This is a genomic window from Sphingosinicella sp. CPCC 101087, assembly GCF_004151485.1.
Lineage (GTDB): Bacteria > Pseudomonadota > Alphaproteobacteria > Sphingomonadales > Sphingomonadaceae > Allosphingosinicella.
In genome coordinates, this window is sequence record NZ_SBFF01000013.1 from 402 (window position 1) to 24,781 (window position 24,380).

Genomic DNA, 24,380 nt, shown 5'->3' on the forward strand with positions numbered 1-24,380 from the left:
GTTGGCCGAGATGATGCCGACCTGGGCGATCTCGTTCGAATCGGCGACTTCCTTGGAGCGGGTCTTGAGGTCCTCGACGACCTTGCTGACGGCGATGTCGATGCCGCGCTTGAGGTCCATCGGGTTCATGCCGGCCGCGACCGACTTCATGCCTTCACGGACGATCGACTGAGCCAGCACCGTGGCGGTGGTGGTGCCGTCGCCGGCCAGGTCGTTGGTCTTGGAGGCGACCTCGCGCAGCATCTGCGCGCCCATATTCTCGAACTTGTCCTTCAGCTCGATCTCCTTGGCGACGGTGACGCCGTCCTTGGTGATGCGAGGCGCGCCGAAGCTCTTGTCGAGGACGACGTTGCGGCCCTTGGGGCCCAGCGTCACCTTGACCGCGTCGGCGAGGATGTCGACGCCGCGCAGAATGCGTTCGCGGGCGTCACGGGCAAAGCGTACGTCTTTCGCTGCCATGTTCAGTTTCCCTTTCTCTTTCCGTCACTCCCGCGAAAGCGGGAGTCCATGCTCGGTCCGTCCGGATCCCCGCCCTTCGACTTGGCTCGGGACGGGAATGACGGCGATTTGATTGATTGAGCCTCAGGCCGCCTTGCGGGCCTCGGCGGTGCCTTCGACGATTCCGAGGATGTCGCTCTCCTTCATGATCAGGAGATCCTCGCCGTTGAGCCGCACTTCGGTGCCCGACCACTTGCCGAACAGGATGCGGTCGCCTTCCTTGACGTCGAGCGGCACCAGCTTGCCGGCCTCGTCGCGCGTGCCGGCGCCGACGGCGAGCACCTCGCCCTCCTGCGGCTTTTCCTTGGCGGTGTCGGGGATGATGATGCCGCCGGCCGTCTTCTCTTCGGCCTCTACGCGGCGAACAAGCACGCGGTCGTGCAACGGACGAAAGTTCATGCGTTCACCTTTCCTCATTTGCGCGGCAGCCCCCCTTCTGCCCGGGAAGTCCGCGTCTGGTTGAGCCTTGTTAGCACTCGAGCGGGCCGAGTGCCAATGGCCGCGATTTAGGTGTTGTTCATGCTGCGTCAAGGGGCGGGATCGCCAACGGCCGATGAAGGGCGACGAAAGTGCGGCAACCCGGCGCCTCAGGCCCCGTTTACACTCCGCCGGGGCTCGTCTAGCCCGAATCGACGCAAGGAGACGCAGCTGAGATGAAGTTCGCAGGCAAGGTCTGGAAGCTGCTCGTCGGAGTCAAGGACGCCCTCGTCCTCATTTTCATGCTGCTCTTTTTCGGCGCCCTCTACGGCGCCCTCTCGATCAGCCCGTACCGGGACAGCGCGCGGGAAGGCGCGCTCAAGCTCAATCTAGCCGGCGCGATCGTCGAGCAGCCGGCGCCGCAGGACCCCCTCGACTTGCTCGGAGGGGGCTCGGCCACCCGTGAATTCCGACTGAGCGAAGTGATTCACGCGATCGACACCGCCGCCGGCGACGATCGGATCAAGGCGGTCGCGCTCGATCTGGACATCTTCACCGGCGGGGGTCAGTCGGCGATCGCCAATGTCGGCGAAGCGCTCGACCGGCTGCGGCGCTCGGGCAAGCGCGTCGTGGCTTACGCCAACGGTTATGGCGACGACGGCTATCAGCTCGCCGCCCATGCCGACGAAATCTGGCTGGACCCGCTCGGTGCCGTCGTCATCGCCGGACCGGGCGGCACGAACCTCTATTACGCCGGACTGATGGAGCGGCTCGGCATCACGGCCAACGTCTATCGCGTGGGCACGTTCAAGTCCGCAGTGGAGCCCTATACGCGCAACGACATGTCGCCCGAAGCAAGGGCGGCCAACCAGGCGGTCGCCAATGCCCTGTGGGAGACCTGGCAGCAGGATGTCGCGCGCGCACGGCCGCGGGCGCAGCTTGCCGCTTATGTGCAGGACCCGGCCCGCTTCATCCAGGCCGCCAATGGCGACATGGCGCGCGCCGCCCTCCAGGCCGGATTGGTCGACCGTATCGGCGACCGTACCGATTTCGGGCGCCGGATGGCGGAGCTCGCCGGTGCGGGCAACGAGAAGATCCCGGGAAGCTATCAGGCTGTCCATCTCGACGCTTGGATCGACGAGCATCCGGCAAGCAATGCCAATGGCGAGATCGGAATTCTCACCGTCGCGGGTTTGATCGTCGACGGCGAGGCCGCGCTGGGTACGGCCGGGGCTGAGACCATCGTCAAGAATATCGAGCGCGCGCTCACGGGAAACCGCCTTCGCGCGCTGGTGGTGCGCGTCGACTCCCCGGGCGGTTCGGTGATGGCGTCCGAGCGGATCCGGCGCGCCCTGTTGGAGGTGCGACAGCGCGACATTCCGGTGGTCGTCTCCTTCGGCTCGGTGGCGGCGAGCGGCGGCTACTGGATCGCGACCGCCGGCGACACGATCTTCGCCGAGCCGTCGACCATGACCGGTTCGATCGGCGTGTTCGGCGTGCTGCCCAGCTTCGAAGGAACGCTGGAACGGCTCGGTGTCGGCGCGGACGGAGTCCGTACGACGCCGCTGTCCGGCGAGCCCGATCTGCTGCGCGGCCCCTCCCCCGCCGCCGACCAGCTCCTGCAGCTCGGCGTGGAGAGCACCTATCGGCGCTTCATCGGCCTGGTGGCCCGCGCCCGCAAACTGCCCCCGACGCGCGTGAACGAGATCGCGCAGGGGCGTGTGTGGGACGGCGGGACCGCCCGCCAGCTCGGCCTGGTCGACCGCTTCGGCTCGCTCGACGACGCGGTCGCCGAGGCGGCACGGCGCGCGGGCATCGATCCGGCACAGGCGCGTCCGGTATTTCTGGAGCCGGAGCCCGGCTTCCTCGCCTGGATGCTGAGCGGCGCCAGTTCGAGCGAGTCGACGGCGGCACGCGATCCGTTCGCCGGGCTCGCCGAACAGCCCGAAGCGCTGATCGCCCGTGCGCTCCACGACGTACGGACGCTGCTGCGCGGCCCCGCAATCCAGGCGCGCTGCCTTGAATGCCCGATGCCGGCGCCGGTCCCGCCGGTGCGGGGGCATGAATCATGGCTGGCCCGGCTGTTCGCGATGGTGTCGGGACGGTGAAGATCAGGCTTGCCGCCGCCGGGGACGCGGCGGCGATTGCCTCGATCTACGCACCCTACGTCACCGGCAGCACCGTCTCCTTTGAAAGCGACCCGCCGACGCAGGGAGACGTGAGAGGTCGCATCGAGGGCGGGGGCGAGCTCTACCCGTGGCTGGTGGCCGTCGACGACGGTGAGCGCATCTTGGGCTATGCTTACGCCTGTGCGTTCCGTACCCGCCCGGCCTATCGCTTCGCGGTCGAGACCAGCGTCTATGTCGACGCCGCGGCGCAGCGGCGCGGCGTCGGCAATCGTCTCTATGCGGCGCTGCTGCCGCTGCTGGAAGCGCAGGGCTTCACCCAGGCAATCGCCGCCATCACCTTACCGAACGCGCCGAGCGTCCGGCTCCACGAGGCGCACGGATTCGGGCGGGCCGGCGAGTATCGGGACGTGGGCTACAAGCTCGGCCAGTGGCTGAGCGTGGGCCTGTGGCAGCGCCCGCTCGCCCGGCCGACACCCCGGCCCCAAGAGCCGAGGCCGGTCGCCGCGGTCTGGGACGGTCCCTGATCAGGCCATCAGGCCGAGGATCGTCCCGAACAGGGTGAATTGCAGGACGTGATAGCCGCCGTTGATCAGCCACAAACTCAGCGGCCGCCGTTCGAACAGATAATTGATCCCGAAAGCCGCCGCGACCCAGAACAGCCCGGCCGCCACGCCGGCGGCGATCGACGGTCCGAGCCCCATTTCGGTGCCCAGGAAGAGAGCGAAGACATAAGCGGCGGCGAGGCTGAGCAGGAAGGCGCCGCCCATGATCATCGCGATATTGCTGCCGGCGATCGCCTCGTCGCTGAGGCCGGCATGACGCTGCCAGGCCCGGCCGAGAAGCGGCGGGGCATACCAGAGGGCGCCGAGGAGCATCGAGCTCACGCCGCACAGGAAGACCGCGATCAGGTTGACTTCGGGCATCGTCATTCTCCCTCTTCAGCTTGTTCACGCGACATCCGGCTCCAGTCGACCGGACCTTCGTCGAAGCGCTGGCGCAGCCGCTCCAGGCTGATCCGATTGCCTTCGCGGAAGAAGCCGAGCAGCTCGCGCCCCGCCTCGTCGTCGGGATAGCCGGCGCCGGTGAGCCGCACGCGGGTGCGGCCCTGGCCGTCCGGCCCCAGTTCGAACAGGCCGGTGGTCCGCCGGAACGTCTCGAAATGCGGGAAGCCGTCCGGCGCCTTGATCGTCCGGAAGGCGATCAGTCGCTCGGGAATGCTGACGAGAATCTGCTGGCGTATCGTCTCCGGCCCGCCCGCCCGCGCCGCCGGCGCATAGCTGGTCTCGATAATGTCGGGTTCCGGCGCCCAGGCGACCGGGACGGCCCAGGTCCGCCAACCCTCGGCGGTAGCGATGGCGGACCAGACCTCGGCCGGCGGCGCTCCGATCACCGTCTCATGGATGAGAATGTGACTGCCGTCGGGCGCGCGCGTCTCCGAAATGGCGATATCGGGAGCCAACCGACGGTAGCGCACGGTTCGGTTCATCGACGGCGCGTCGCTCGAGACGGTGACCGCCTCATAGGCATCGTCGCCGAGGCGGCGCCAGTGGGTCGAAAAGGTGATGCGCCGGCCGTCCGGGCCGACATAGGCTTCGTCGCCGAACTCGAGCCGGTCGCCGGACGGGCGCATGTTTCCGCGGCTCACCCCGCCTTGCGAATTCCAGTAGGTGAAGGCGACCCGGCCGCTGCTGTCCGCACTGTAGAGCGTCTCGCCACGATAGGCTTGGCTGCCGCCCAGCACCTCGTGCCGGTCGCGGACGTGCTGGCCCTCATAGACCGGCTCGAAGCAATGCGTGTCCCTTTCACCCGTGTCCGGGAACTCGCCTTGCCAGCAATGTCCCACCAGGAAGGCCAAGGGCTCGAGGCCCGGGCGCAGCGCAGGCGCTTGCGCGGCCAGCGCGACGGCGATCGCCAACGACATCATGGTCATCCATCCCTCCCTGCCAGCAGTCGTTCGAAATATCGGCGAAGCTCGGAAACGGCCCGGTCGAAATAAGCGACGTCGCGATGGGTGCGCGCCTGCATCACCGCTCCCTCCATCACCGTCAGGACGAATTCGGCGATGGATCGGACGTCGCTGTCCGGAGGCAGCCGCGCCTGGGCCTGCTCGAGGCAGTTGCGGATCGCGCCGGTCCAGCGGTCGAAATTCTCCGCCATCCGCTCGCGCACGACCGGGTCCGGCTCGTGCAGTTCCAGCGCGAGGCTGCCGATCGGGCAACCATAGCTGCAGTCGGTCTCGACGATCAGCTGCCGATATCGGGCGAGCAAGGCGAAGATTCGGTCGATAGGATCCTCGATGCCGTCCCAGGCCGGCTCGAGCAGCATCGGCCCGATCCCGTCGCGATAGGTTTCGAGCACCGCGACGAGCAGGTCCTGCTTGCCCGGAAAGAAGTGGTAGAGGCTTCCGCTGTTGATCCCGGCGCGGTGGAGAATGTCCGCGATCGAGGTCGAGCCGTAGCCCTTGGCCCAGAACAGCTCCATCGCCGCCTCGACGATCCGTCGGCGCGTGTCGCGACTCGCTGCTGGTGCCGGCGCGGACATCCCATTGTTGTTGATTGAACGCTCAACCAAGTCAAGCGCCCGGCAGAACGGGCTTCAACAGGTCAGCGGCGGTAGACGGGGAGGGACCAGCCGCGGGCAATGGCGCCGCCGCGAAGGACGAACCCGGCGCAGGCGGCGACAAGGCCGGCGACGCCGCCGGGTGTGCCGGCGATGACGAGGCCGACGAGCAGCGCGGACGACAGAGCGACGGCGGTGACGTAAAGCTCCGGCCGCATCAGGATCGATGGCTCGCCGGCGAGAACGTCGCGGATGATGCCGCCGGCACAGCCGGTGAGGACTCCCATCACGAAGGCAGGGAGCGGGGCGAGGCCGAAGGCGAGGCTCTTGGCCGCCCCGAACGACCCGTAGGCGGCGAGCCCGGCGGCGTCGCACCATAAGAGGGCGTTGCTCTTGATCAGCCTGGCCGGGAGCAGCCAGGCGGCGACCGCCGCCCCCAGGCAGATCAGGATGATCGCATTCTCATGCACCCAGAAGACGGGTGCGCCGATCAGCAGGTCGCGGATCGTCCCGCCGCCCACGCCCGTTATCGTGGCGAAGAAGGCGAAGGTGACGAGCGTCTGCTTGCGCTCGGCCGCCGCCAGCGCGCCCGACAGGGCGAAGACGGCTATTCCGGCAAGGTCGAGCCATTCCAGGACGGGGCCGAGAGCAGGCGGAATCGAAGGATCGGTCATGGCATCTGAGTAGCACAGCTCCCGCGCCGTGCCCTGCGCCAATCGACGAGCCCGTCATGCGGGGGCGCCCGCGGCCCGGTTCGAGGGACGATGCAGATCGCGCGAAGCCGGGGGAGGACCTCCCGGCATCGGGCCGGCTGCCGACCGTTGAGACTCGAGGCGGGGGCCCCGTCGCCTGGAGCTGCGATCTCCGGCCGGGGCGCGACTATCCCTCTCGCGGGTTCGGCGGGCGAGACGTTCAGATGTGGATCGGCTTGCCCGACACGGCCATCGCCGCTTCCTTGATGGCTTCGCTGTGGGTCGGGTGGGCGTGGCAGGTATAAGCGATATCCTCGGATGTCGCACCGAACTCCATCGCCTGCGCCGCCTGCGCAATCATCGTCCCCGCGACCGACGCGATGATATGGACGCCCAGGACTCGGTCGGTGCGGGCGTCGGCAACGACCTTGACGAAGCCGTCGGTATCTCGGTTGGTCTTGGCGCGGCTGTTCGCGAGCATCGGGAACTTGCCGACCTTCACCTCGAAGCCGTCGGCCTTCGCTTCCTCCTCGCTGCGGCCGACCGCGGCGATCTCGGGATAGGTGTAGACGACGCTCGGTATCACCTCGTGATTGACGATGCCGATCTGCCCGGCGAGGATCTCGGCGACCGCAATCCCCTCGTCCTCCGCCTTGTGCGCGAGCATCGGCCCCGGAGTCACGTCGCCGATCGCATAGACGCCCTCGACCCCGGTGCGGAATTCGTGATCGACCTCGATCTGGCCGCGCTTGTTGATCGCGACTCCGGCCTTGTCGAGATCGAGGCCCTCGGTGTTCGGGCGGCGCCCGATCGACACGAGGACGACATCCGCCTCGATCGTCTCGGCCGCGCCGCCGGCCGCCGGCTCGACGGTGAGGATCACGCCATCGCCCTTGCGCTCGGCCCCCGTGACCTTGGTCGAGGTGCGGATCTCGAAACCCTGCTTCCTGAAGATCTTGTTGGCTTCCTTGCGGATCTCGCCGTCCATGCCCGGCAGGATCTGGTCGAGAAACTCGACGACGACCACCTCGGCGCCGAGCCGGCGCCAGACCGAGCCCAGTTCGAGGCCGATCACGCCCCCGCCGATGACGACGAGCCGCTTTGGAACCTGCGGGAGCTCCAGAGCGCCGGTCGAATCGACGATCCGCTCCTGATCAATCTCGACCCCCGGCAATGGCGTGACCGAGGAGCCGGTGGCGATGACGAAATTCTTCGCGCGGTAGGCCGTCCCGGCCACGTCGATCGAATCCTTGGCGGTGAAGCGGGCATGGCCCTTGAGCCAGGTCACCTTGTTCTTCTTGAACAGGAACTCGACCCCGCCGGTCAGCCCCTTCACCGCCTCGCGGCGGCCGCCATGCATCGCCTCGAGGTCGAGCTCGACATGGCCGACCTTCACGCCCCACTTGGCGAGCGTGCCATGATTGGCCTCCTCGAACAGTTCGGAGGCGTGGAGCAGCGCCTTGGAGGGAATGCAGCCGACGTTGAGGCAAGTCCCGCCGAGCGTCTCGCGGCTCTCGACGCAGGCCGTCTTCAGCCCGAGCTGGGCCGCGCGGATCGCCGCCACATAGCCGCCGGGCCCGGCGCCGATCACGATCACGTCGAAGTCAGTGTCAGCCATTCGTCTTTCCCTCGATCGTCAGGCCAGCGGAGGCTGGCATCCACGCCGGTCTCGGCATGGGCCCCAGCCTTGGCCGGGGTGACGGTTTGTTTCTACAAGTCGATCAGCAGCCGCACCGGGTCCTCGAGCGCTTCCTTCATGCGCACGAGGAAGGTGACCGCCTCGCGGCCGTCGATGAGGCGGTGGTCGTAGGACAGAGCCAGGTACATCATCGGCTTGGCGACGATCTGGCCATCCTTCACCACCGGCCGCTCCTCGATCCGATGCATGCCGAGCACCGCCGACTGGGGCGGGTTGATGATCGGCGTCGACAGCAAGGATCCGAAGACGCCGCCATTGGAGATGGTGAAGGTGCCGCCCTGCATCTCCTCGATCTTGAGCGTGCCGTCCTTCGCGCGCTTGCCGAAATCGGCGATGGCGAGTTCGATGTCGGCGAAGCTCAAGGCGTGGGCGTTGCGGATCACCGGCACGACCAGGCCCTGCGGCGCCGACACGGCGACCGAGACGTCGACATAGTCGCGATAGACGATCTCATCGAGATCGATCGACGCGTTGACCGACGGAATGTCCTTGAGCGCCAGCACGGCCGCCTTCACGAAGAAGCTCATGAAGCCGAGGCGGATGCCGTGCTTCTTCTCGAACAGGTCCTTGTAGCGGCTTCGGGCCGCCATCACGGCCGTCATGTCCACATCGTTGAAGGTGGTGAGGATCGCCGCTGTATCCTGCGCCTCCTTGAGGCGGCGGGCGACGGTCTGGCGCAGGCGCGTCATCCGCACCCTTTCCTCGCGCCGCTCGCCCGCGGGCGCCGACGGCCGGGCCGCCGCGGGTGCGGCCCCGGAGGCGGGCGCAGTGGAGGGCGCGGAGGCGGCGGGTGCGGGCGCGGGCGCCTCGGCGCTCTGGATCCTCGCAGCGGCGAGCACGTCGTCCTTGGTGAGCCGGCCGTCCTTGCCGGTGCCCTTGATCTTCGACGGATCGAGATGATGTTCGAGCACGACCCGCCGCACCGCCGGCGACAGGGTCAGATGCGGCGCCTCGTCCTCGCCTTCCTCCCGGGACGGCTCGCGCGCCTCGATATTCTCGCCCGCGCCTGCCGGATTCACCGGCGTTTCGACGGAAGCCGGAGCCGGAGCCGGAGCCGCGGCCGCGCCGCTACCGGCGTCGATCCGGGCGATCACCGCGCCGACTTCGACATTGTCGCCCTCGGCGACGAGCTGCTCGCCCATCACCCCCTCGACCGGCGAGGGCACCTCGACGGCAACCTTGTCGGTTTCGAGGCTGGCGATCGGCTCGTCCGCCTTCACCGGTTCGCCGGGCTTCTTGAGCCACTGGCCCAAAGTGGCTTCGGTGATCGACTCACCCAGCGTGGGGACTTTGACCTCGGTCGCCATTCTCGTTTCCAAACCTCCGTCTGACACGCATTCGTCGGGGGGCGGCGCACGTCGCCGCCAAGCATATTAGCTGGCCTTGCGATGAACCTCGGGCGCCGCGCCATGGCCGAGCGCGTCGGCGATGAGAGCCGCCTGCTCCGTCGCATGCCGCTTGGCAAGGCCGGTCGCCGGCGAAGCCGAAGCGGCACGGCCGGCATAGCGGGGACGGCGCGGGCCGACCCCGGCTTCCTCCAGGCACTTTTCGAGGCGCCACTCGAGGAAGTTCCAATAGCCCTGATTCTTCGGCTCTTCCTGGGCCCAGATCACCTCCTGGAGGTTGGTCATCCGCCCGAGGCGGGCGACGAGCGGCTCGGCGGGGAAAGGATAGAGCTGCTCGATCCGGACCACCGACGTGTTCCGGTCCCCGGCCTTGTCGCGCGCCTCCATCAGCTCGTAGGCGAGCTTGCCGGTGCACAGGACGAGCCGCTTCACCTCCTCGTCCTTCGGAGGGTTGAGGTCCGAGAGGATCCGGCGGAAGTGGCTGTCGCCCACGAAATCGTCGAGGCTGGAAACCGCCAGCTTGTGGCGCAGCAGCGACTTGGGCGTCATGATCACCAGCGGCTTGCGGAAGTCGCGATGCATCTGGCGCCGGAGGATGTGGAAATAATTGGCCGGACTGGTGCAGTTGGCCACCTGCATGTTGTCCTCGGCGCACAGCTGCAGGAAGCGCTCCGGACGCGCCGAGCTATGCTCGGGGCCCTGGCCTTCATAGCCGTGCGGCAGGAGCATGACGAGGCCGCTGGCGCGCAGCCACTTGGCCTCGCCCGCGGCGATGAACTGGTCGATGATCACCTGCGCGCCGTTGACGAAGTCGCCGAACTGGGCCTCCCAGAGCACCAGGGTGCGCGGATCGGCCAGCGAATAGCCATATTCGAAACCGAGCACGCCGAATTCCGAAAGCGGGCTGTCGCGCACCTCGAAGCGGCCGGGGCCGATCTGGGTGAGCGGGATATATTTCCGGCCCTGCTCCTGGCAGGTCCAGACCGCGTGACGCTGGCTGAAGGTGCCGCGGCCCGAATCCTGGCCCGACAGCCGAACCTGCGAGCCTTCGCGCAGCAGGGTGGCGAAGGCGAGCGCCTCGGCGGTCGACCAGTCGAAGCCCTGGCCGCTCTCGAACATCTGCCGACGCGCGTCGATCACCCGCTGCAGGGTCTTGTGAAGGGCGATGTCGCCGGGAACGGTGGTGAGAATGCCGCCGATCTCGCGCACCGTCGCCTCGTCGACGCTGGTGCCGACGTTGCGCCGCTCGTCCTCGGGCGTGGAGGGCTTGTTGAGGCCGCTCCAGCGGCCCTCGAACCAGTCCGCCTTGTTGGGCAGGTAGGATTTGGCCGCTTCGAACTCGTCCTCGAACAGGCTGTTGAACGACTCGGCCTGCCGGGCGGCCCATTCCCCGTCGATCACGCCCTCCTCGATCAGGCGGGCGCCGTACACCTCCGAGATGTGCTTATGCTTGCGGATCGCCGCATACATGAGCGGCTGGGTGAAGCTCGGCTCGTCGCCCTCATTGTGGCCGAAGCGGCGATAGCACCACATGTCGATGACGATGTCGCGGTTGAAGCGCTGGCGATATTCGATCGCCAGCTTGCAGGCGAAGGTTACCGCCTCGGGATCGTCGCCATTGACGTGCAGGATCGGCGCCTGGACCGCCTTGGCGATGTCCGACGGGTAAGGCGAGGAGCGGGCGAACTGGGGCGAGGTGGTGAAGCCCACCTGGTTGTTGATGACGAAATGGATCGCGCCGCCGGTCGCGTAGCCGGGAATCCCCGAGAATCCGAAACATTCCGCGACGATCCCCTGCCCGGCGAAGGCGGCGTCGCCGTGGAGCAGGACGGGAAGCACCAGATCCCCTTCCGCGTCGTCGCGGGCGACCTGCTGGGCCTTGCACTTGCCGAGCACGACCGGATCGACCGCCTCGAGATGGCTGGGATTGGGAACCAGCGAGAGATGCACCCTGACGCCGTCAAACTCGCGGTCGGAGGAGGTGCCGAGATGATATTTGACGTCGCCCGATCCGCCCACATCCTCCGGATTGGCGGCGCCCCCGGCGAATTCGGAGAAGATCGCGCGATAGGGCTTGCCCATGACGTTGGCGAGGACGTTGAGGCGGCCGCGGTGGGCCATGCCGATGACGATGTCCTCGACGCCGTAGGCGCCGCCATATTTGATCACCGCCTCGAGCGCGGGGATCATCGATTCGCCGCCGTCCAGCCCGAAGCGCTTGGTCCCGACATATTTGCGGGCCAGGAACTTCTCCCACTGCTCGGCCTGAATGACCTTGGCGAGGATCGCCTGCTTGCCCTCGGGCGTGAAGCGGATCTCCGCCTCGCGGCCCTCCATCCGCTCCTGGAGGAAGCGCCGCTCCTCCAGGTCGTTGATGTGCATATATTCGAGGCCGACCGTGCCGCAATAATTGCTGCGGAGGACCTCGACGATCTCCCGCACCGTCGCCCGCTCGAAGCCGAGCGTCCCGCCGAGGAAGATCGGCCGATCGAGGTCGGCGCCGCTGAAGCCGTGGAACTCGGGGGTGAGGTCGGCGGGGATCTCGCTCTTGTGCAGCCGCAGCGGATCGAGATCGGCGGCAAGGTGGCCGCGGACCCGATAGGTCCGGATCAGCATCATGGCGCGGATCGAATCCTGCGCCGCCTGCTCCACTTCCGCGTCCGATCGCCCGGCCGACGCCGCGTCCTTGCGAGCCGCCGCGGCGACCCGTTCAATGGTCATCCTCGTCGGATCGAGACCGGCATTGACCTCATCGAGCTCGACCAGCGGCCAATTGTCACGCGCCCAACTCGGGCCCGGCTCGCGTTCGCCGAAATTCTCCACCTGTCCTTCGCCTTCCATCTGCCCGCTCGAACCCTCGTGACCTGGCCGAGTCACGATTGCTCTACGCTCCCTTCGTTCGGAGCGATCTCCAACTCGCCGGACCTCGCGGTCCGGCTCGAAATCGCCCCAGGACAAGCGCGCCGGCCCCTTAGACCAACTCGGGCCCGCCTGGAAACTACGCAGGAGCCGCTAATTCGGCTCCGTGAATATTTTCCTGCGATCAGCCCTTGAGGAGCTCGGCGAGCGTGCGCCCAAGCTCAGATGGGCTCGGGGACACCCGAATTCCAGCCGCCTCCATCGCGGCGATCTTGTCTTCGGCGCCGCCCTGCCCGCCCGAGACGATCGCGCCGGCATGGCCCATGCGCCGTCCCGGCGGCGCGGTGCGGCCGGCGATGAAGCCGACGGTGGGCTTGGAACGGCCCTTCTTTGCCTCGTCGGCGAGAAACTGGGCCGCCTCCTCCTCCGCGCTGCCGCCGATCTCCCCGATCATGATGATCGACGTGGTCTCGTCGTCGGCGAGGAACATCTCCAGCATGTCGATGAACTCGGTGCCCTTGACCGGATCGCCGCCGATTCCGACCGCCGTGGTCTGGCCGAGGCCCTCGTTGGTCGTCTGGAACACCGCCTCGTAGGTGAGCGTGCCCGAGCGGCTGACGATCCCGACCGAGCCCTTGCGGAAGATGTTGCCGGGCATGATTCCGATCTTGCATTCGCCCGGAGTGAGCACGCCCGGGCAGTTCGGCCCGATCAGGCGCGACTTCGACCCGTCGAGCGCGCGCTTCACCCGGACCATGTCGAGCACCGGAATGCCCTCGGTGATGCAGACGATCAGCGGCACCTCGGCGTCGATCGCCTCGAGGATCGAGTCGGCGGCGAAGGGCGGCGGCACGTAGATCACGCTGGCGTCGGCGCCGGTCTCCCGCTTCGCCTGCTCGACCGTGTCGTAGACGGGAAGGCCGAGATGGGTCTGGCCGCCTTTGCCGGGCGTCACGCCGGCGACCATCTTCGTGCCGTAGGCGAGCGCCTGCTCGGTGTGGAAGGTGCCGGTCTCACCCGTCATGCCCTGGGTGATGACCTTGGTCGACGCGTTGACGAGTATGCTCATTGGGATTCCGTTTTCGGAGCGGTGAAGGTGAGGACGAGGTGCCTTGGCCCGTTGAATTGTGCGATGGCGAGGATTGCGACGAAGGAGCTCATGCTTGTTCCTGTTTCGTCATGCCAGCGAAGGCTGGCATCCATGCCGAGTCAGCATGGACCCCAGCCTTCGCTGGGGTGACGATTTGGTTTTTCACGCCAGACTCGAGTCGATGCCCTTGCAGGCGTCGAGCAGCTCCTTCACCGCGTCGACCGAGACCTGGAAATTGGCCTTGGCCTCGTCCGACAGCTGGATCTCGACGATCTTCTCGACGCCGCCGGCGCCGATCACGACGGGGACGCCGACATAGAGGTTGTCGACGCCATATTGGCCGGAGAGATGAGCGGCGCAGGGCAGGACGCGCTTCTTGTCCTTGAGATAGGCCTCGGCCATCTCGATGCCGCTGGTCGCCGGGGCGTAATAAGCCGAGCCGGTCTTGAGCAAGGCGACGATCTCGCCGCCGCCCGAGCGGGTGCGCTGGACGATCGAATCGATCCGCTCCTTGGTCGACCAGCCCATCGCAATGAGGTCGGGGATCGGGATGCCGGCGACGGTGGAATATTCGACCACCGGCACCATCGTGTCGCCATGGCCGCCGAGCACGAAGGCGGTGACGTCCTGGACCGAGACCTTGAACTCGTCGGCGAGGAAGTGGCGGAAGCGGGCGCTGTCGAGGACTCCGGCCATGCCGACGACCATGTGGTGCGGAAGTCCGGAAAATTCGCGAAGCGCCCAGACCATCGCGTCGAGCGGGTTGGTGATGCAGATGACGAAGGCGTCGGGCGCATTGTCGCGAATGCCCTCGCCGACCGCCTTCATGACCTTGAGGTTGATGCCGAGCAGGTCGTCGCGGCTCATTCCCGGCTTGCGGGCGACTCCGGCGGTGACGATGATGACGTCGGCGCCCTTGATGTCGGCATAATCGTTCGAGCCCTTGAGGGCGGCGTCGAAGCCCTCGACCGGGCCGCACTGGGCGAGGTCGAGCGCCTTGCCCTGGGGCACGCCTTCGACGACGTCGAACAGGACGACGTCGCCCAGCTCCTTCGAGGCCGCCAGATGGGCGAGCGTTCCGCCGATATTGCCGGCACCGATAAGCGCGATTTTCTTACGAGCCATAGGGCCCTCCCACTCTTTGCGGTTCAAAGCGAGGAGGCTGCGGGGAGGCAGCCGAGACGTGGCGACCGCTTAGACGCGTGCCGGGCGACGGGCAACAGGGAGATTGTGGGGTGGGGCGAGTCCTTTGATACGGGCCTTCGACAAGCTCAGTCCCTACTCAGGATGAGCGGAACTTCGATACGGGCCTTCGCCAAGCTCAGTCCCTACTCAGGATGAGCGGACCTTCGATACGGGCCTTCGCCAAGCTCAGTCCCTACTCAGGATGAGCGGATGAAGGTGGAACGCCCTCTCTCCCGTCGCCTCTCTTCCCCTCTCGATTTGGGGAGAGGCGCTTTCATTCCTCGCCGTGGCCCGCGGCGAGATAGGCCTGGCTTTGAATTTCCATGAGGCGCGAGGCGGTGCGCTGGAATTCGAAGGCGCCGTCGCCGGCCGGGTAGAGGCGGTCGGGCGGGGCGTCGGCGGCGGCGAGGAGCTTGACCTTGTGCTCGTAGAGGGCGTCGATCAGGGTGACGAAGCGGGCCGCCTCGTTGCGGTTCTCCGGGCCCATGACGGGCACGCCGACGACGATGACGGTGTGGAAGTGGCGAGCGATCGTGAGATAGTCGGCGGCGCCGCGCGGCTGACCGCACAGGCGCTTGAACGAGAAGACGGCGACGCCCTTGAGGCTCTTGGGCACGTGCAGCGTGCGCCCGCCGGGGATGGAGAGCTCCTCGCTCGGCACATGGGCGCTGTCCTCGACCGGATAATCGGTGAGGCGGAAGAAGGCGTCGCGAAGCGCGGCGGTCGCGGACGGGCCGTTGGGGACGTACCAGGTCGGCATGCCGCCGAGGCGCTCGAGCCGATAATCGACCGGGCCGTTCAGCGGCACGACCTTCAGCCGGCGTTCGACCAGGTCGATGAAGGGCAGGAAGAGTTCGCGGTTGAGGCCGCCGAGATAGAGATCGCGGGGCGGCCGGTTCGAGGTGGTGATGACGGTGACGCCTGCCTCCAGCAGCCGGGAGAAGAGGCGCGACAGGATCATCGCATCGGCGCTGTTGTTGATCACCATCTCGTCGAAGGCGAGCAGGCGCGCCTCCGCCGCGATCGCCTCGGCGACGGCGGGGATGGGATCGCCTTCCTCCTTCGCGCGCTCGGCGCGCAGCCGATCATGCACCTCGAGCATGAATTCGTGGAAATGGACCCGGCGCTTGGGGTGATGATCGATGCAGGAAAAAGCGAGATCCATGAGCATCGACTTGCCGCGGCCGACCCCGCCCCAGAGATAGACACCGGCCGGCGGATCGGTGCGGCGCCCGGCCAGGCGCCAGATCAGGCTGCCCTTGCGCGGCAGGTCGCGAAGCTCGGCTGCCAGCGTATCGAGCACCGCCACGGCGCGCGACTGGTCGGCGTCGGGCTTGAGCTCGCCCGCGGCCAGGAGCGTCCGGTAGCGCTCGGCGATGGTGGGCCCCGAGCTCATGCCGGGTCCGGATCCGTGGCGCCCCTGCGGGTCCGCTCCGCGGATCGGGGGGCGTGGGTCGCCTTGCGCAGCGCGCCGGAGAAAGCGGCGACGATCCCGTCCCCCTGCTTCACCTTGCCAGCGAAGAAAGCGAGCCGCTTCGTTTCGCGCAGCAGCTCGACCTCGGCGTCGAGCGGGACGCCGAGCCGCCCGGCGGAAAGGAAGCGAACGCTGCAATCCAACGTCACCGCGCGCATGACATCGGCGCCGGCGAGGCGGCCGCCGGCGAAGAAGGCCATGTCGACGAAGGTGAGGATGGCGCCGCCATGGACCATGTCGCCGAGGTTGGAATGACGCCGATCCGGGAACATCCGGCAGGTGGCGCGTCCGGGGCCGTCGGCGCGGACCAGCAGCTTGCCGATGGTGACGTTGAAGCGATCGTCCTCGACCACGTCCCACGTCATCCAGCCGGGATGATCGGGATCGGGTTCGTGGCGGATGAAGGGATGGACGTCCATGCGCCGAGGAGTGGCGGCAAAGGCGGGGGCTGGCAAGGGAGCGCGGCCGCCCCGCGGGCCGGAGAGAGTCTGGCGGCGGAGGACGGACATTCGGGCCCGATCCATCGTCACCCGGCCGGCGCGAGGGAGCGGCGCTTCGGGGCGAAAGCCGACAGGGGCTAGGACTCGTCGCGATGAACGTAGACGAAGGCCTCGCGTCCCGAGGCCAGAGTGACCGCGATCCGGACATAGTCCGACACTTCGTAGCCGTCGGCCCTGGCGAGATCGTCGTCGGACATGGCGAGCGCGGAACCGCTCACCGCCTCCCCTGCGCCGGCGCGCCGCAGGACCGGATGGCTGTCCGACCCGCTGAGGGCGATCACCGCCTCGTCGGTGATTCGAAGCCTTTCGACCCGGAAGCCGGGCAGGACATCCTCCACGCGCTCCAGCTCGCGCCCGAACAGCTCGCGCTGGACCTCGCCCTGACGCAAGGTCCCGTAGGAAAACAGCCAGTGCTTCGCGATCATCCGCCGACCCCTTCCACAAACCGGAGCCTAAAGCCAGGCGACGAGGCAGGCGCCGAGGATCGCCGCGCCCATGACCCGATTGAACAGCCTTTCCGCGGAGGCCGACATGGCCAGCCTGCCGAACGTCATGCCCAGACATAGCCAGGCGAGATCGACGACCAGGATGACGGCGATGCACAATCCCCATTTCAGCGCACCGTCCGCGAAGGCGGACCCGGCGGGCAGCAGGGTGAACGAGCCGAACAGAGAGGCGAAGGCGAGATAGGCCTTGGGATTGGCGATGCCGAGGAAGAAGGCGCCCTTGCCGGTCATCGGGCCGCCAGCGCTTCCGTCGATGGACGCGGCGCCCACCGGCGCGAAGGCGATCTTCCATGCCAGCCAGAGGAGATAGAGCGTCGCCGCAAGCATCAGGACGGTCCGGAGCGCGGCGAAGGTCTGGATCAGGCCGACCAGCCCCAGGACGCTGAGGGCCGCCGCGATCGCCAGGCCGAGCTGAAGCGCGGCGTAGAAGCGAAAGGCCGAAACCCGGTCCAGGCTCCGGCCGACGGCGACCAGGGCAGCGATTCCCGGCCCCGGCGTGCCCAGCATCGCCGTGGCCGCGAGAAGAAAAGGGATCACCTGGTCCGGCATGGTTGCGACTCACATATAAAGATATGTTTATGTCTTTATATTTGGTGTTCCGCGCTGGCAAGTGGCGGCCGGCGCAGCGCCGCGACCGGGCCGGATTGGTCCGGGCGGGGAGGAGCGAGCGAAGCGGGCGCGACGAGGGTAGCGGGGCCCATCCCTCCCCTTTCCCGGCGCGCGCATTGGAGGCATGATCGGCCGGACCCCTGTTCCGGAGGCCGCCATGCGCGTGATGCTTCTTCGGCACCTCGTCCTCATCCTGTGGCTGACGGCCGCTGCTCCGGGCCTGGCGATGCCGGCCGCTTCCGCCGGGGCCGAGGCCGAGGCGCTGAAGCAGGCGGCGATCGCGCTGGCCGATGCGGTCGCCCGATCGGACGAAGCGGCGATCCAGACCGTGCTGGCGCCGGACTTCGTCGCGATCGGCACGCGCGGCGGGATTGCGGCGCGGGCGGCCTTCCTGTCGGACGTGCGCGCCAGCCGGCAGTTCGCCAATCTCGAGGGCCTGCGCCGCGAGTGGCGCGACGTGCGCGCGCAGGCGAACGGAACGAGCGGGCTGTTCGTCGGGCGCGCCACCTGGGTGGCGGAGGATCCCGCCTCGCCGCGGCGGCCGACCTATTCGATGCTCTACGTCCAGCACTGGCGCCTGGCGGACGGGCGCTGGCAGATCGCCAGCCAGCAGGCGAGCCGGATGGGCCCACCGCCCGAAATACTTAGCTTCCGCCGGGGCGAGGTGACGCTGAAGGGCATGCTGTTCCGCCCGCCCGGCGAGGGGCCGTTCCCGGTGATCGTCTATGCCCATGGCAACGAGCCCGATCCATCCGACCTGTTCGAGACGGTGGCGCCGCCGCTGGTCGCGCGCGGCTATGTCGTCTGGGGCCCGCACCGGCACGGCAGCGGGCTTTCGGCCGAGGCGGCGCCGAACCTGCTCCGGACGCTGACCGAGATCGAGCGGCGCGAAGGCACCGCCGCCCGATCGCGCGCGGCGATCGCGGCGCTGGAGGGGCCGCATCTCGACGACATGGCCGCCGCGGTCGAGTTCGCCAAGGCGCTGCCCTTCGCCGATCCGGACCGGGTGTACATGATCGGCAATTCGTTCGGCGGCGTGCTCGTTCTGCTCGCCGCCGAGCGGGGGCTGGGGCTTCGGGCGGCGGCCGACTTCGCCGGATCGGCGCTCAACTGGGAGCGATCGGAGGAATTCCGAACCCGGCTGACCGAGGCGGCGCGCAATGCCCGGATCCCGCTCTTCCTCGGCCAGGCGGAGAATGATTTCAGCACGGCGCCGACGCGCGAGCTGGGCCGAGTGCTCGCCGCCGCCGGAAAGCCGCACCGAGCGATCGTCTTCCCGCCGTTCGGAGTCACCACCCGCGAAGGCCACGGGCTCGGCGTGGACGGGGTGGAAGTGTGGGCGGACGAGCTGTTCGGATTCTTCGAGGAAGCGGGGCGCCTGGAGGAACGGTGATCCGGCCGGACCGGACGGCGCGCACCGGCCCTTCCCGCTTGGGCGGAGGCGGTGAAATTGACGAAATTGACACTTGCCACGCGTGCGCGGGCACGTGCGCGAGGCGGCGTCCGCGACCGAGCGGGGGCGCGGGGACATGATCAGAGACCCGCGGGCGCTTCGGGGGCGGCGGGATAGAGCGGCCTTGCCGGCCCCTGCCCTTCCTCCTGCGCCTCCTCGCGGCCTTCGATCGCCATGAGGAAGCCGGAGCGAAGGGCGCGATCGGCCTGCTCGTCGGTCCAGTGGGCCATGTCGGCGGGATCGAGATCGGAGATGTCGATCTCCTCGGGCAGGCCGACGCCATATTTGCGGTAGGTTTCGGCGCGGCCGAGGACGCGCGGCTCCTGATGCCCTTCCGGGCCGAGATCGAGGCGGGTTTCGACGAATTCGGCCGCGCCTGCGCCGCCGGCGCAGACGATGTCGAGGAAGCGATCGAATTCCTCGGCGGCGTAGCGGACCGGGCCGCCGAGGGGATCACTGGCGGCGGCCAGGTGATCGAGCCGGGCGAGCACGGCCATGGAGAGGCGGTTGTCGTAGCGGTGCCGCTCCGTCACCACGCCTTCGCGGATATAGACCTCGACGCAGCCGTGGACGGCGCGCGACAGGACGTCGTCCGACAGGCGCTGACGCGCGAGCAGCTCGGCGGCGCGCCAGGCGAGATCGAAGGCGCGGCCGCGGGCGCTGTTGCGGAAGGCGTAGGCGCCCTGCCGAGTCTTGCCGGCGGCGCGGGCGGCCTCCGCGACGACGCCGCATCCGGCGAGCCGGGTGAGGAAGAGGCGCATGGATTCGGCGTTCCAGCCGTCCCGCCGCCCGGCGCGGTCGGGCGGCGGATCGTCCGCCACCGCGGCGGCGGCCGCCGCCTGGGCGAGCAATTGATCCAGATGGTCGCCGAGCCGGCTTTCGCGGCAGCGCGGCCGATCGGTTGCGGGAGGGGCCGGCTCATCGGTCGCGGCCCGGGGCAGAGCGTTCGTGGTTTGTTTCATCTGCCCGGCGTGACAGGTGAAACCCTACTTTACAAGATTATTGTTACAGTGTTGTAGAGCGTGGCCAAACGCCATCAAGGCGCCCCGAATGTCCGCGATGGTGGAAGACGGACGTTGAACACAGTGCTGCCGAGAGTATGTTGAAGGCATGCCCCCGCGAGGAATTGCCTTGTCAACTTTGGTGGCGACAGCAGTTGTTGCTTGCTCGGCAGAGAGCGCCGCACCTGACTGCAGTACACCGCGCGCGGATTGGATTAGATACAAGGGACATCTATCTTCGCCTGAGCGCGCTGGCGCCAACATCCTCACCATGGATGAACGGGGCCTTCTGAGCTGGAACGGAAGGCCCATCGCGCAGGAGACTCTCCGTAGCTTTCTGAGACAAGTCAGTGGGCTCCACCCACCGCCCGTTACCATCTTTCGACCTGCCGTGTCTGCGCCATGCACCTCCAAACAGGCCGTTCGCTCCATGATGTCGGAATTGTTGCCGTGCACCGAAGGCAGCTGCGGCGAAGGCGCGGCATGGGCTGACATTACTAAGCCTAGAAGCCCTCATTGGTAGCAACAGCTTGCATCGCCCTCAGACTGCTAGCAGCCCGAAATGTACGCTGTGGGTGGAAAGCGGACACGCGCCTGATACGTTGGGGCATGCCACCAAAGAACTCGTTCCGAGCGTTCCGCTCCCCGAAGCCGCCAATCGAGGGCATCTCGCTTCACGTTGTTGAGCGGCCGAGCCTCCGACTCTTCCCCGCACCGGGACCCGAAATCGAGAAGTTGGAGATAGGCGCGACTGGACCCGGCGAGCTACAATTCGTCCTCATTTCAGCCCGCCGCAGGCGACTGTGAACCTCAGCGCCGACCAAGCCCGCTGGCTCGCGGGCGCTTTAAACCACTGGGCCGACAGCAGCGACACCATTCCACTGCACTGACCGGCGCACGGTCCGCAATGGGTCGAATTCTGCCGTCCAGCCGCACCGCCTCTCGTGGTTTGCTCCCCGACTATTCGGCCGGACTCGGCGAAGTGCGCGGCCTGAACCAAGGCTCGGCCGTGCGCTCGATCGCCATGAGTTCGTCAGGAAAGCAGCGAACCTGGAAGGCGCGCACGTCGTCGAGTGAGCCGTGCAGCCATGAGTCGTAGTCCTCCTCGTGGAGCAACACAGGCATGCGATTGTGCACCGGTCGGACGAAATCGTTGCAGTCGGTCATCAGGCGGAATAGACCGCACCCCACTCGTCCGACTGCTTCCACAAGCCCGCCCAGGCGAAGACCTCCGTATCCTTGAAGTTGAACCAGGTGCGCGTCTTCGAGCCCTTCTCGCCCTCGGCCTCACAGAAGCCGGTCAGCGGAATGAGCCAGCGATGTTCGGGCTTCGCGGCGATGAACTTCCACGGAAATTTGCCGACGTCAGCGATGTTGTTGACCGGCTTCGGCTTCGAAGCCGGCTTCATGAACTTGAGCCGCATCGGAAAGCCCTAGGTCATGGCCTCGACAATGCGCTCGCCGCCGTCGTCGCGCACGACGATGCCGCGGCCGCCTGGGTAGACTTCCCCTGGGCCGGCGTTGAAATTGGCAGGGAGCTGCGCGCGGAATAGGTCGGCGATCACCGCCGGCGACTTCTTCTGGGTATAAAGATTGCACATGACGGTTATGTCATGTGCCAGAGGCGCCGAAGTCAACGCCGGCGCCGCAACTCGCGTTTCCACTCGATGTCTGGCGGCATGGGGAGGCCCGTTTCGGTCGGCTCGTCATGCACCAGCTCGAGCTGCGGACCTCGCACGGTTTGCCCGCGGTCGCGCCAGCACGGCAGGCAGATGCACTTCCGTCGGACTTCATCGAAGCGGTCGCGCCAGCCCCGGCGCCGGAAGTACCACCACAAAGCGGCCGATTCGAACACGGCGACATGGCCGCAGGTGGGGCAAGTCAGCTTGACCCGCCGCTGGCGAACTGCGGCGTCGAACATGTCCCGCAGCGGATAGGCCGAGGGGAGCTCGGTCACGTCAACGCTCTTCTGGGGAGTCGTTGATTCGATCCGCGAAGATGTTGCCCGGGTCCGGGCGCGTCACCGTCCAACCGAGGGTCGCGAAACGATCCGCCAGATAGGCCGCGAGGTCGCGCTGCGGATCGGGCGCCTTCTCCGGATCGTGGCGCTTCTCCGCCCTGGCGCGCTCATATTCGGCATCGCGCTGCCAGATCCAGCGCGGCGAGCCGCGGATCCAGAGGCGGAGGGCCATGCACAATTCGTCGGGCTCGACAGGAAAATGCGACTCGGACATGCGGAACATATAAGGAACATTGTGCGGCGGACAAATCCGCGTTGGCACCGCTTCGTCGCCAAGTGGGATCCCGCCTGGTATAAGCCTTGTCTATCAGGGGGTGAGCCCAATGAGAAAGCTGTTTGTCGTTCCGCTGCTCGGCATGGCATTCGCGCCAATCGCAGCAGCCGAGGCGCAGTGTCGATGGGTGTGGGATTGTAGCTCGGGCCAATGCCGACAGGTTTCTGTGTGCTCGTCGACACACGATATTCCACCACCACGACCACCAGAGATTCGGCCTATCGCGCCTCCATCCATTCGGCCGATCCAGACTCCCGCGCTTCCACCAATAGGTGCTCGACAGTGCCAGCAGCGTTATCTCTGCAGCAGCGCCGGGCAATGCGCTTGGCAGCAAGTCTGCCAGTGAATTCATTTGTGTTGCAGTCAGCTCGCCTGGATGAGTCGGCGCCGTATGGAAGACGCTCGTTGCGACGAGAGTCACGATCTTTGCGCTCTCAAAGACGCCCCGCGCGGCACAAAGATTATCGCGTTAACCACCTGATATAATGAAAGCGGCTAGAACATCTGCATGATCGACAGGGGGTTCCAATGTCAATTTGCAAGGTCATTGTTCCGTTCGCCATAGCCATAGCACCTGCCGTTGCACCGGCAGCGACCCTTAATCTCGTCTGCTTTGGGGAAGGCGCGGCCAATCGGGTTAATGCTACGCAGGGTTATGCCACCAACTCGTACGGAGAGAGTGCGACCGCGACGATATACTCTCGCAGCAGCGAGGGTTTCGCTGACCAAATTAATGTTGAACTCCGTGAAGGTGAGGGGCGTATACGCATTCCAAGGACCATGCTGCCGTTGCTTCATGGAGGTGAAGATGGATGGATGCGTCTGACTAACATTGAGGAGACGCCTAATGAGATTACGGCGAAGGCCTACCTGAATTTCATGAATCGCCCCAACATTCGGATTGATCGCCTGACAGGGACGATATCAATTTCAGGAAAGGCAGGCCGATTTGCTGGGCAATGTGAGGCGTACGACCCGGAGACTGTGCAGCGGCGGTTCTAAGCTTGATTGCGAGGCCAGGCGCTCGGCTAACGCCGCCCATGACCTTCATGCCCCCGCATCGGTGCCAGCGCTTGCCGCATCCCAAAGCTAGTTTCGGTTTGTCGGAGGCGGCGGAGATTGGCAATTCTCCAATAAGTCTTGGCTACGCTCCTACGGCTGAGCACCTGGCCCGATACGCGTCGGCGCATCGCGAATCTGGCAGTCTGCGGCTGGACAAAGGATAACCTGTCGATAAGTTTCCATCGCGCTTGCCTCCGCCCGCTCCGACGGCGCGAACCTTCCCAAAAATCTCAACAACCGAGTTCACGGTCGAGTGATCGCAGGTTGCGGCGTGAGAGACGCGGAAACAAGCGTAGTCCCGTCCGACTTTCCACGTCCTCGAGTGAAACTCGCGACCAGCAATATGGCGCTGATCTGGTCGTGGTCTGATTCATGATGAAGGCCGAGGCACGATAATTTTCCATGACAAGGACCTTCCAGTAGCCCGACGGCACACGGTGCGGCTCATCAGCACGCGGCATCGCACGCATGTCCTGCTCAAATAGCGGGCCAGTTAGCACGTAGAGCGTGGCGCCGCTCTCGATAACTAGGTCCCGCTCGGCATCTTCAAGCCGCAGCCAAGGTCCTTGGTTGAGGTCGGTAGATTGGGGGGTGATGTTCGACAGGATATTTGTGTCTCTCCAAAACACCGTTCCCGTAAAGGCCGCGAGCGGCGCCTGGTGACCACGATCGATGCCAAGAGCCGAGGGCGCTCCATTATAGTCACTGGGTTCGAGGGTTTCGTCAGGGTCAAGCCACGGATCTGCCCTCCACGACCGATTGCGAGTGGGACCGATAGTTTCAGGCGTGACCCGGTAGGCCACCCAATCGGCGAAGCGCGTGAGATCGTTGGAGGAAAGAGTATAAATCTCACGAACGACGAGATCGTTGGTTTCAGGCGAGCCTACCGGGCAGCCATGGAGACAATGAAAAGTATGAATCTCCGCATCTTGCGCCGAAGAATGGGAAAAGGACCACGTCGCGAAAACCAAGCCTGCCAATAGGCGACCCCAATGCCTAACATCCAT

General features: G+C 66.6%; 25 protein-coding genes. 3 read left to right on the forward strand and 22 right to left on the reverse strand.

Annotated features, from left to right (window positions below; genetic code table 11):
- Both EKM57_RS22555 and groES read right to left on the reverse strand, forming a co-directional pair.
- Positions 1-459: TCP-1/cpn60 chaperonin family protein (locus EKM57_RS22555; RefSeq protein WP_305849914.1), on the reverse strand; the 459-nt coding region annotated here is incomplete at its 3' end.
- Between the two features lie 123 nt (positions 460-582).
- Positions 583-897: a co-chaperone GroES gene (groES, locus tag EKM57_RS18575; protein WP_129794028.1), complete on the reverse strand. Its 315-nt coding sequence runs from the start codon at positions 895-897 to the stop codon at positions 583-585.
- A 254-nt stretch (positions 898-1,151) separates the two neighbouring features.
- On the opposite strand from groES, the gene sppA reads away from it, so the two are divergent.
- Together sppA and EKM57_RS18585 are read left to right on the forward strand one after the other, a co-directional pair.
- Entirely contained in the window at positions 1,152-3,023 is a 1,872-nt protein-coding gene (gene sppA / locus EKM57_RS18580) for a signal peptide peptidase SppA (protein WP_129794029.1), read from the forward strand.
- Entirely contained in the window at positions 3,020-3,568 is a 549-nt protein-coding gene (locus EKM57_RS18585; RefSeq protein WP_243451138.1) for a GNAT family N-acetyltransferase, read from the forward strand. The genes sppA and EKM57_RS18585 overlap by 4 nt, the downstream gene beginning before the upstream one ends.
- On the opposite strand, the gene EKM57_RS18590 is transcribed toward EKM57_RS18585, so the two are convergent.
- The 13 genes from EKM57_RS18590 to EKM57_RS18650 form a co-directional block, all read right to left on the reverse strand.
- Positions 3,569-3,967, reverse strand: a complete 399-nt coding sequence (locus tag EKM57_RS18590; protein ID WP_165357547.1) for a DUF1761 domain-containing protein — start codon at positions 3,965-3,967, stop codon at positions 3,569-3,571.
- A 2-nt stretch (positions 3,968-3,969) separates the two neighbouring features.
- A complete protein-coding gene (locus EKM57_RS18595) occupies positions 3,970-4,974 on the reverse strand; it encodes an SRPBCC domain-containing protein (protein ID WP_129794032.1) in 1,005 nt (334 codons plus the stop codon).
- Positions 4,971-5,615, reverse strand: a complete 645-nt coding sequence (locus EKM57_RS18600; protein ID WP_243451139.1) for a TetR/AcrR family transcriptional regulator — start codon at positions 5,613-5,615, stop codon at positions 4,971-4,973. Before EKM57_RS18600 ends, EKM57_RS18595 begins: the two co-directional genes overlap by 4 nt.
- 32 nt (positions 5,616-5,647) lie before the next feature.
- Entirely contained in the window at positions 5,648-6,277 is a 630-nt protein-coding gene (locus EKM57_RS18605; RefSeq protein ID WP_129794033.1) for a trimeric intracellular cation channel family protein, read from the reverse strand.
- A 238-nt stretch (positions 6,278-6,515) separates the two neighbouring features.
- A complete protein-coding gene (gene lpdA / locus EKM57_RS18610) occupies positions 6,516-7,913 on the reverse strand; it encodes a dihydrolipoyl dehydrogenase (RefSeq protein ID WP_129794034.1) in 1,398 nt (465 codons plus the stop codon).
- Between the two features lie 92 nt (positions 7,914-8,005).
- Complete coding sequence (gene odhB, locus EKM57_RS18615) at positions 8,006-9,301, reverse strand: 2-oxoglutarate dehydrogenase complex dihydrolipoyllysine-residue succinyltransferase (RefSeq protein WP_129794035.1); 1,296 nt, start codon at positions 9,299-9,301, stop codon at positions 8,006-8,008.
- Between the two features lie 66 nt (positions 9,302-9,367).
- The gene (locus EKM57_RS18620; RefSeq protein ID WP_129794172.1) at positions 9,368-12,181 is read right to left on the reverse strand and encodes a 2-oxoglutarate dehydrogenase E1 component; all 2,814 of its coding nucleotides are present in this window, start codon (positions 12,179-12,181) and stop codon (positions 9,368-9,370) included.
- Positions 12,182-12,383: 202 nt separating this feature from the next.
- A complete protein-coding gene (gene sucD, locus EKM57_RS18625; protein ID WP_129794036.1) occupies positions 12,384-13,268 on the reverse strand; it encodes a succinate--CoA ligase subunit alpha in 885 nt (294 codons plus the stop codon).
- A 183-nt stretch (positions 13,269-13,451) separates the two neighbouring features.
- Entirely contained in the window at positions 13,452-14,414 is a 963-nt protein-coding gene (mdh, locus tag EKM57_RS18630; RefSeq protein WP_129794037.1) for a malate dehydrogenase, read from the reverse strand.
- A gap of 334 nt (positions 14,415-14,748) precedes the next feature.
- Positions 14,749-15,870 (reverse strand): cell division protein ZapE, encoded by a 1,122-nt coding sequence (gene zapE, locus EKM57_RS18635; protein ID WP_129794038.1) that lies wholly within the window; start codon positions 15,868-15,870, stop codon positions 14,749-14,751.
- The gene (locus tag EKM57_RS18640; RefSeq protein WP_129794039.1) at positions 15,867-16,367 is read right to left on the reverse strand and encodes a PaaI family thioesterase; all 501 of its coding nucleotides are present in this window, start codon (positions 16,365-16,367) and stop codon (positions 15,867-15,869) included. Before EKM57_RS18640 ends, zapE begins: the two co-directional genes overlap by 4 nt.
- A 158-nt stretch (positions 16,368-16,525) precedes the next feature.
- The gene (locus EKM57_RS18645) at positions 16,526-16,873 is read right to left on the reverse strand and encodes a gamma-glutamylcyclotransferase family protein (protein WP_129794040.1); all 348 of its coding nucleotides are present in this window, start codon (positions 16,871-16,873) and stop codon (positions 16,526-16,528) included.
- 27 nt (positions 16,874-16,900) lie between these two features.
- On the reverse strand, positions 16,901-17,491 hold the full coding sequence (locus tag EKM57_RS18650; RefSeq protein WP_206185495.1) for a LysE family translocator: 591 nt from the start codon (positions 17,489-17,491) through the stop codon (positions 16,901-16,903).
- Between the two features lie 229 nt (positions 17,492-17,720).
- On the opposite strand from EKM57_RS18650, the gene EKM57_RS18655 reads away from it, so the two are divergent.
- On the forward strand, positions 17,721-18,956 hold the full coding sequence (locus EKM57_RS18655; RefSeq protein WP_165357548.1) for a DUF4440 domain-containing protein: 1,236 nt from the start codon (positions 17,721-17,723) through the stop codon (positions 18,954-18,956).
- Positions 18,957-19,096: 140 nt separating this feature from the next.
- On the opposite strand, the gene EKM57_RS18660 is transcribed toward EKM57_RS18655, so the two are convergent.
- From EKM57_RS18660 to EKM57_RS18680, 7 genes are all read right to left on the reverse strand, one after another.
- Positions 19,097-19,978 carry a hypothetical protein gene (locus EKM57_RS18660; RefSeq protein WP_129794043.1) on the reverse strand — a complete coding sequence of 294 codons (882 nt, stop codon included), beginning with the start codon at positions 19,976-19,978 and terminating at the stop codon, positions 19,097-19,099.
- A 999-nt stretch (positions 19,979-20,977) separates the two neighbouring features.
- The gene (locus tag EKM57_RS22560; protein ID WP_243451140.1) at positions 20,978-21,184 is read right to left on the reverse strand and encodes an SOS response-associated peptidase; all 207 of its coding nucleotides are present in this window, start codon (positions 21,182-21,184) and stop codon (positions 20,978-20,980) included.
- Positions 21,184-21,441 carry a hypothetical protein gene (locus EKM57_RS22565; RefSeq protein WP_243451141.1) on the reverse strand — a complete coding sequence of 86 codons (258 nt, stop codon included), beginning with the start codon at positions 21,439-21,441 and terminating at the stop codon, positions 21,184-21,186. Before EKM57_RS22565 ends, EKM57_RS22560 begins: the two co-directional genes overlap by 1 nt.
- A gap of 9 nt (positions 21,442-21,450) precedes the next feature.
- On the reverse strand, positions 21,451-21,618 hold the full coding sequence (locus EKM57_RS22570) for a hypothetical protein (protein WP_243451142.1): 168 nt from the start codon (positions 21,616-21,618) through the stop codon (positions 21,451-21,453).
- Positions 21,619-21,650: 32 nt separating this feature from the next.
- Positions 21,651-21,974, reverse strand: coding sequence for a hypothetical protein (locus tag EKM57_RS18670; RefSeq protein WP_129794044.1), 324 nt, complete (start codon positions 21,972-21,974; stop codon positions 21,651-21,653).
- A gap of 1 nt (position 21,975) precedes the next feature.
- Positions 21,976-22,251, reverse strand: a complete 276-nt coding sequence (locus EKM57_RS18675; protein WP_129794045.1) for a hypothetical protein — start codon at positions 22,249-22,251, stop codon at positions 21,976-21,978.
- A gap of 1,352 nt (positions 22,252-23,603) precedes the next feature.
- Positions 23,604-24,344 (reverse strand): DNA/RNA non-specific endonuclease, encoded by a 741-nt coding sequence (locus tag EKM57_RS18680; RefSeq protein ID WP_206185496.1) that lies wholly within the window; start codon positions 24,342-24,344, stop codon positions 23,604-23,606.
- Between the last annotated feature and the right edge of the window lie 36 nt (positions 24,345-24,380).

Bases quoted from the DNA above. Each gene is read 5' to 3' on its own strand.
- groES (WP_129794028.1), bottom strand. From the start codon at position 897: ATGAACTTTCGTCCGTTGCACGACCGCGTGCTTGTTCGCCGCGTAGAG.
- sppA (WP_129794029.1), top strand. From the start codon at position 1,152: ATGAAGTTCGCAGGCAAGGTCTGGAAGCTGCTCGTCGGAGTCAAGGAC.
- EKM57_RS18590 (WP_165357547.1), bottom strand. From the start codon at position 3,967: ATGCCCGAAGTCAACCTGATCGCGGTCTTCCTGTGCGGCGTGAGCTCG.
- EKM57_RS18595 (WP_129794032.1), bottom strand. From the start codon at position 4,974: ATGACCATGATGTCGTTGGCGATCGCCGTCGCGCTGGCCGCGCAAGCG.
- EKM57_RS18605 (WP_129794033.1), bottom strand. From the start codon at position 6,277: ATGACCGATCCTTCGATTCCGCCTGCTCTCGGCCCCGTCCTGGAATGG.
- lpdA (WP_129794034.1), bottom strand. From the start codon at position 7,913: ATGGCTGACACTGACTTCGACGTGATCGTGATCGGCGCCGGGCCCGGC.
- odhB (WP_129794035.1), bottom strand. From the start codon at position 9,301: ATGGCGACCGAGGTCAAAGTCCCCACGCTGGGTGAGTCGATCACCGAA.
- EKM57_RS18620 (WP_129794172.1), bottom strand. From the start codon at position 12,181: ATGGAAGGCGAAGGACAGGTGGAGAATTTCGGCGAACGCGAGCCGGGC.
- sucD (WP_129794036.1), bottom strand. From the start codon at position 13,268: ATGAGCATACTCGTCAACGCGTCGACCAAGGTCATCACCCAGGGCATG.
- mdh (WP_129794037.1), bottom strand. From the start codon at position 14,414: ATGGCTCGTAAGAAAATCGCGCTTATCGGTGCCGGCAATATCGGCGGA.
- zapE (WP_129794038.1), bottom strand. From the start codon at position 15,870: ATGAGCTCGGGGCCCACCATCGCCGAGCGCTACCGGACGCTCCTGGCC.
- EKM57_RS18640 (WP_129794039.1), bottom strand. From the start codon at position 16,367: ATGGACGTCCATCCCTTCATCCGCCACGAACCCGATCCCGATCATCCC.
- EKM57_RS18645 (WP_129794040.1), bottom strand. From the start codon at position 16,873: ATGATCGCGAAGCACTGGCTGTTTTCCTACGGGACCTTGCGTCAGGGC.
- EKM57_RS18655 (WP_165357548.1), top strand. From the start codon at position 17,721: ATGCGCGTGATGCTTCTTCGGCACCTCGTCCTCATCCTGTGGCTGACG.
- EKM57_RS18660 (WP_129794043.1), bottom strand. From the start codon at position 19,978: ATGAAACAAACCACGAACGCTCTGCCCCGGGCCGCGACCGATGAGCCG.
- EKM57_RS22560 (WP_243451140.1), bottom strand. From the start codon at position 21,184: ATGACCGACTGCAACGATTTCGTCCGACCGGTGCACAATCGCATGCCT.
- EKM57_RS22565 (WP_243451141.1), bottom strand. From the start codon at position 21,441: ATGCGGCTCAAGTTCATGAAGCCGGCTTCGAAGCCGAAGCCGGTCAAC.
- EKM57_RS22570 (WP_243451142.1), bottom strand. From the start codon at position 21,618: ATGTGCAATCTTTATACCCAGAAGAAGTCGCCGGCGGTGATCGCCGAC.
- EKM57_RS18675 (WP_129794045.1), bottom strand. From the start codon at position 22,251: ATGTCCGAGTCGCATTTTCCTGTCGAGCCCGACGAATTGTGCATGGCC.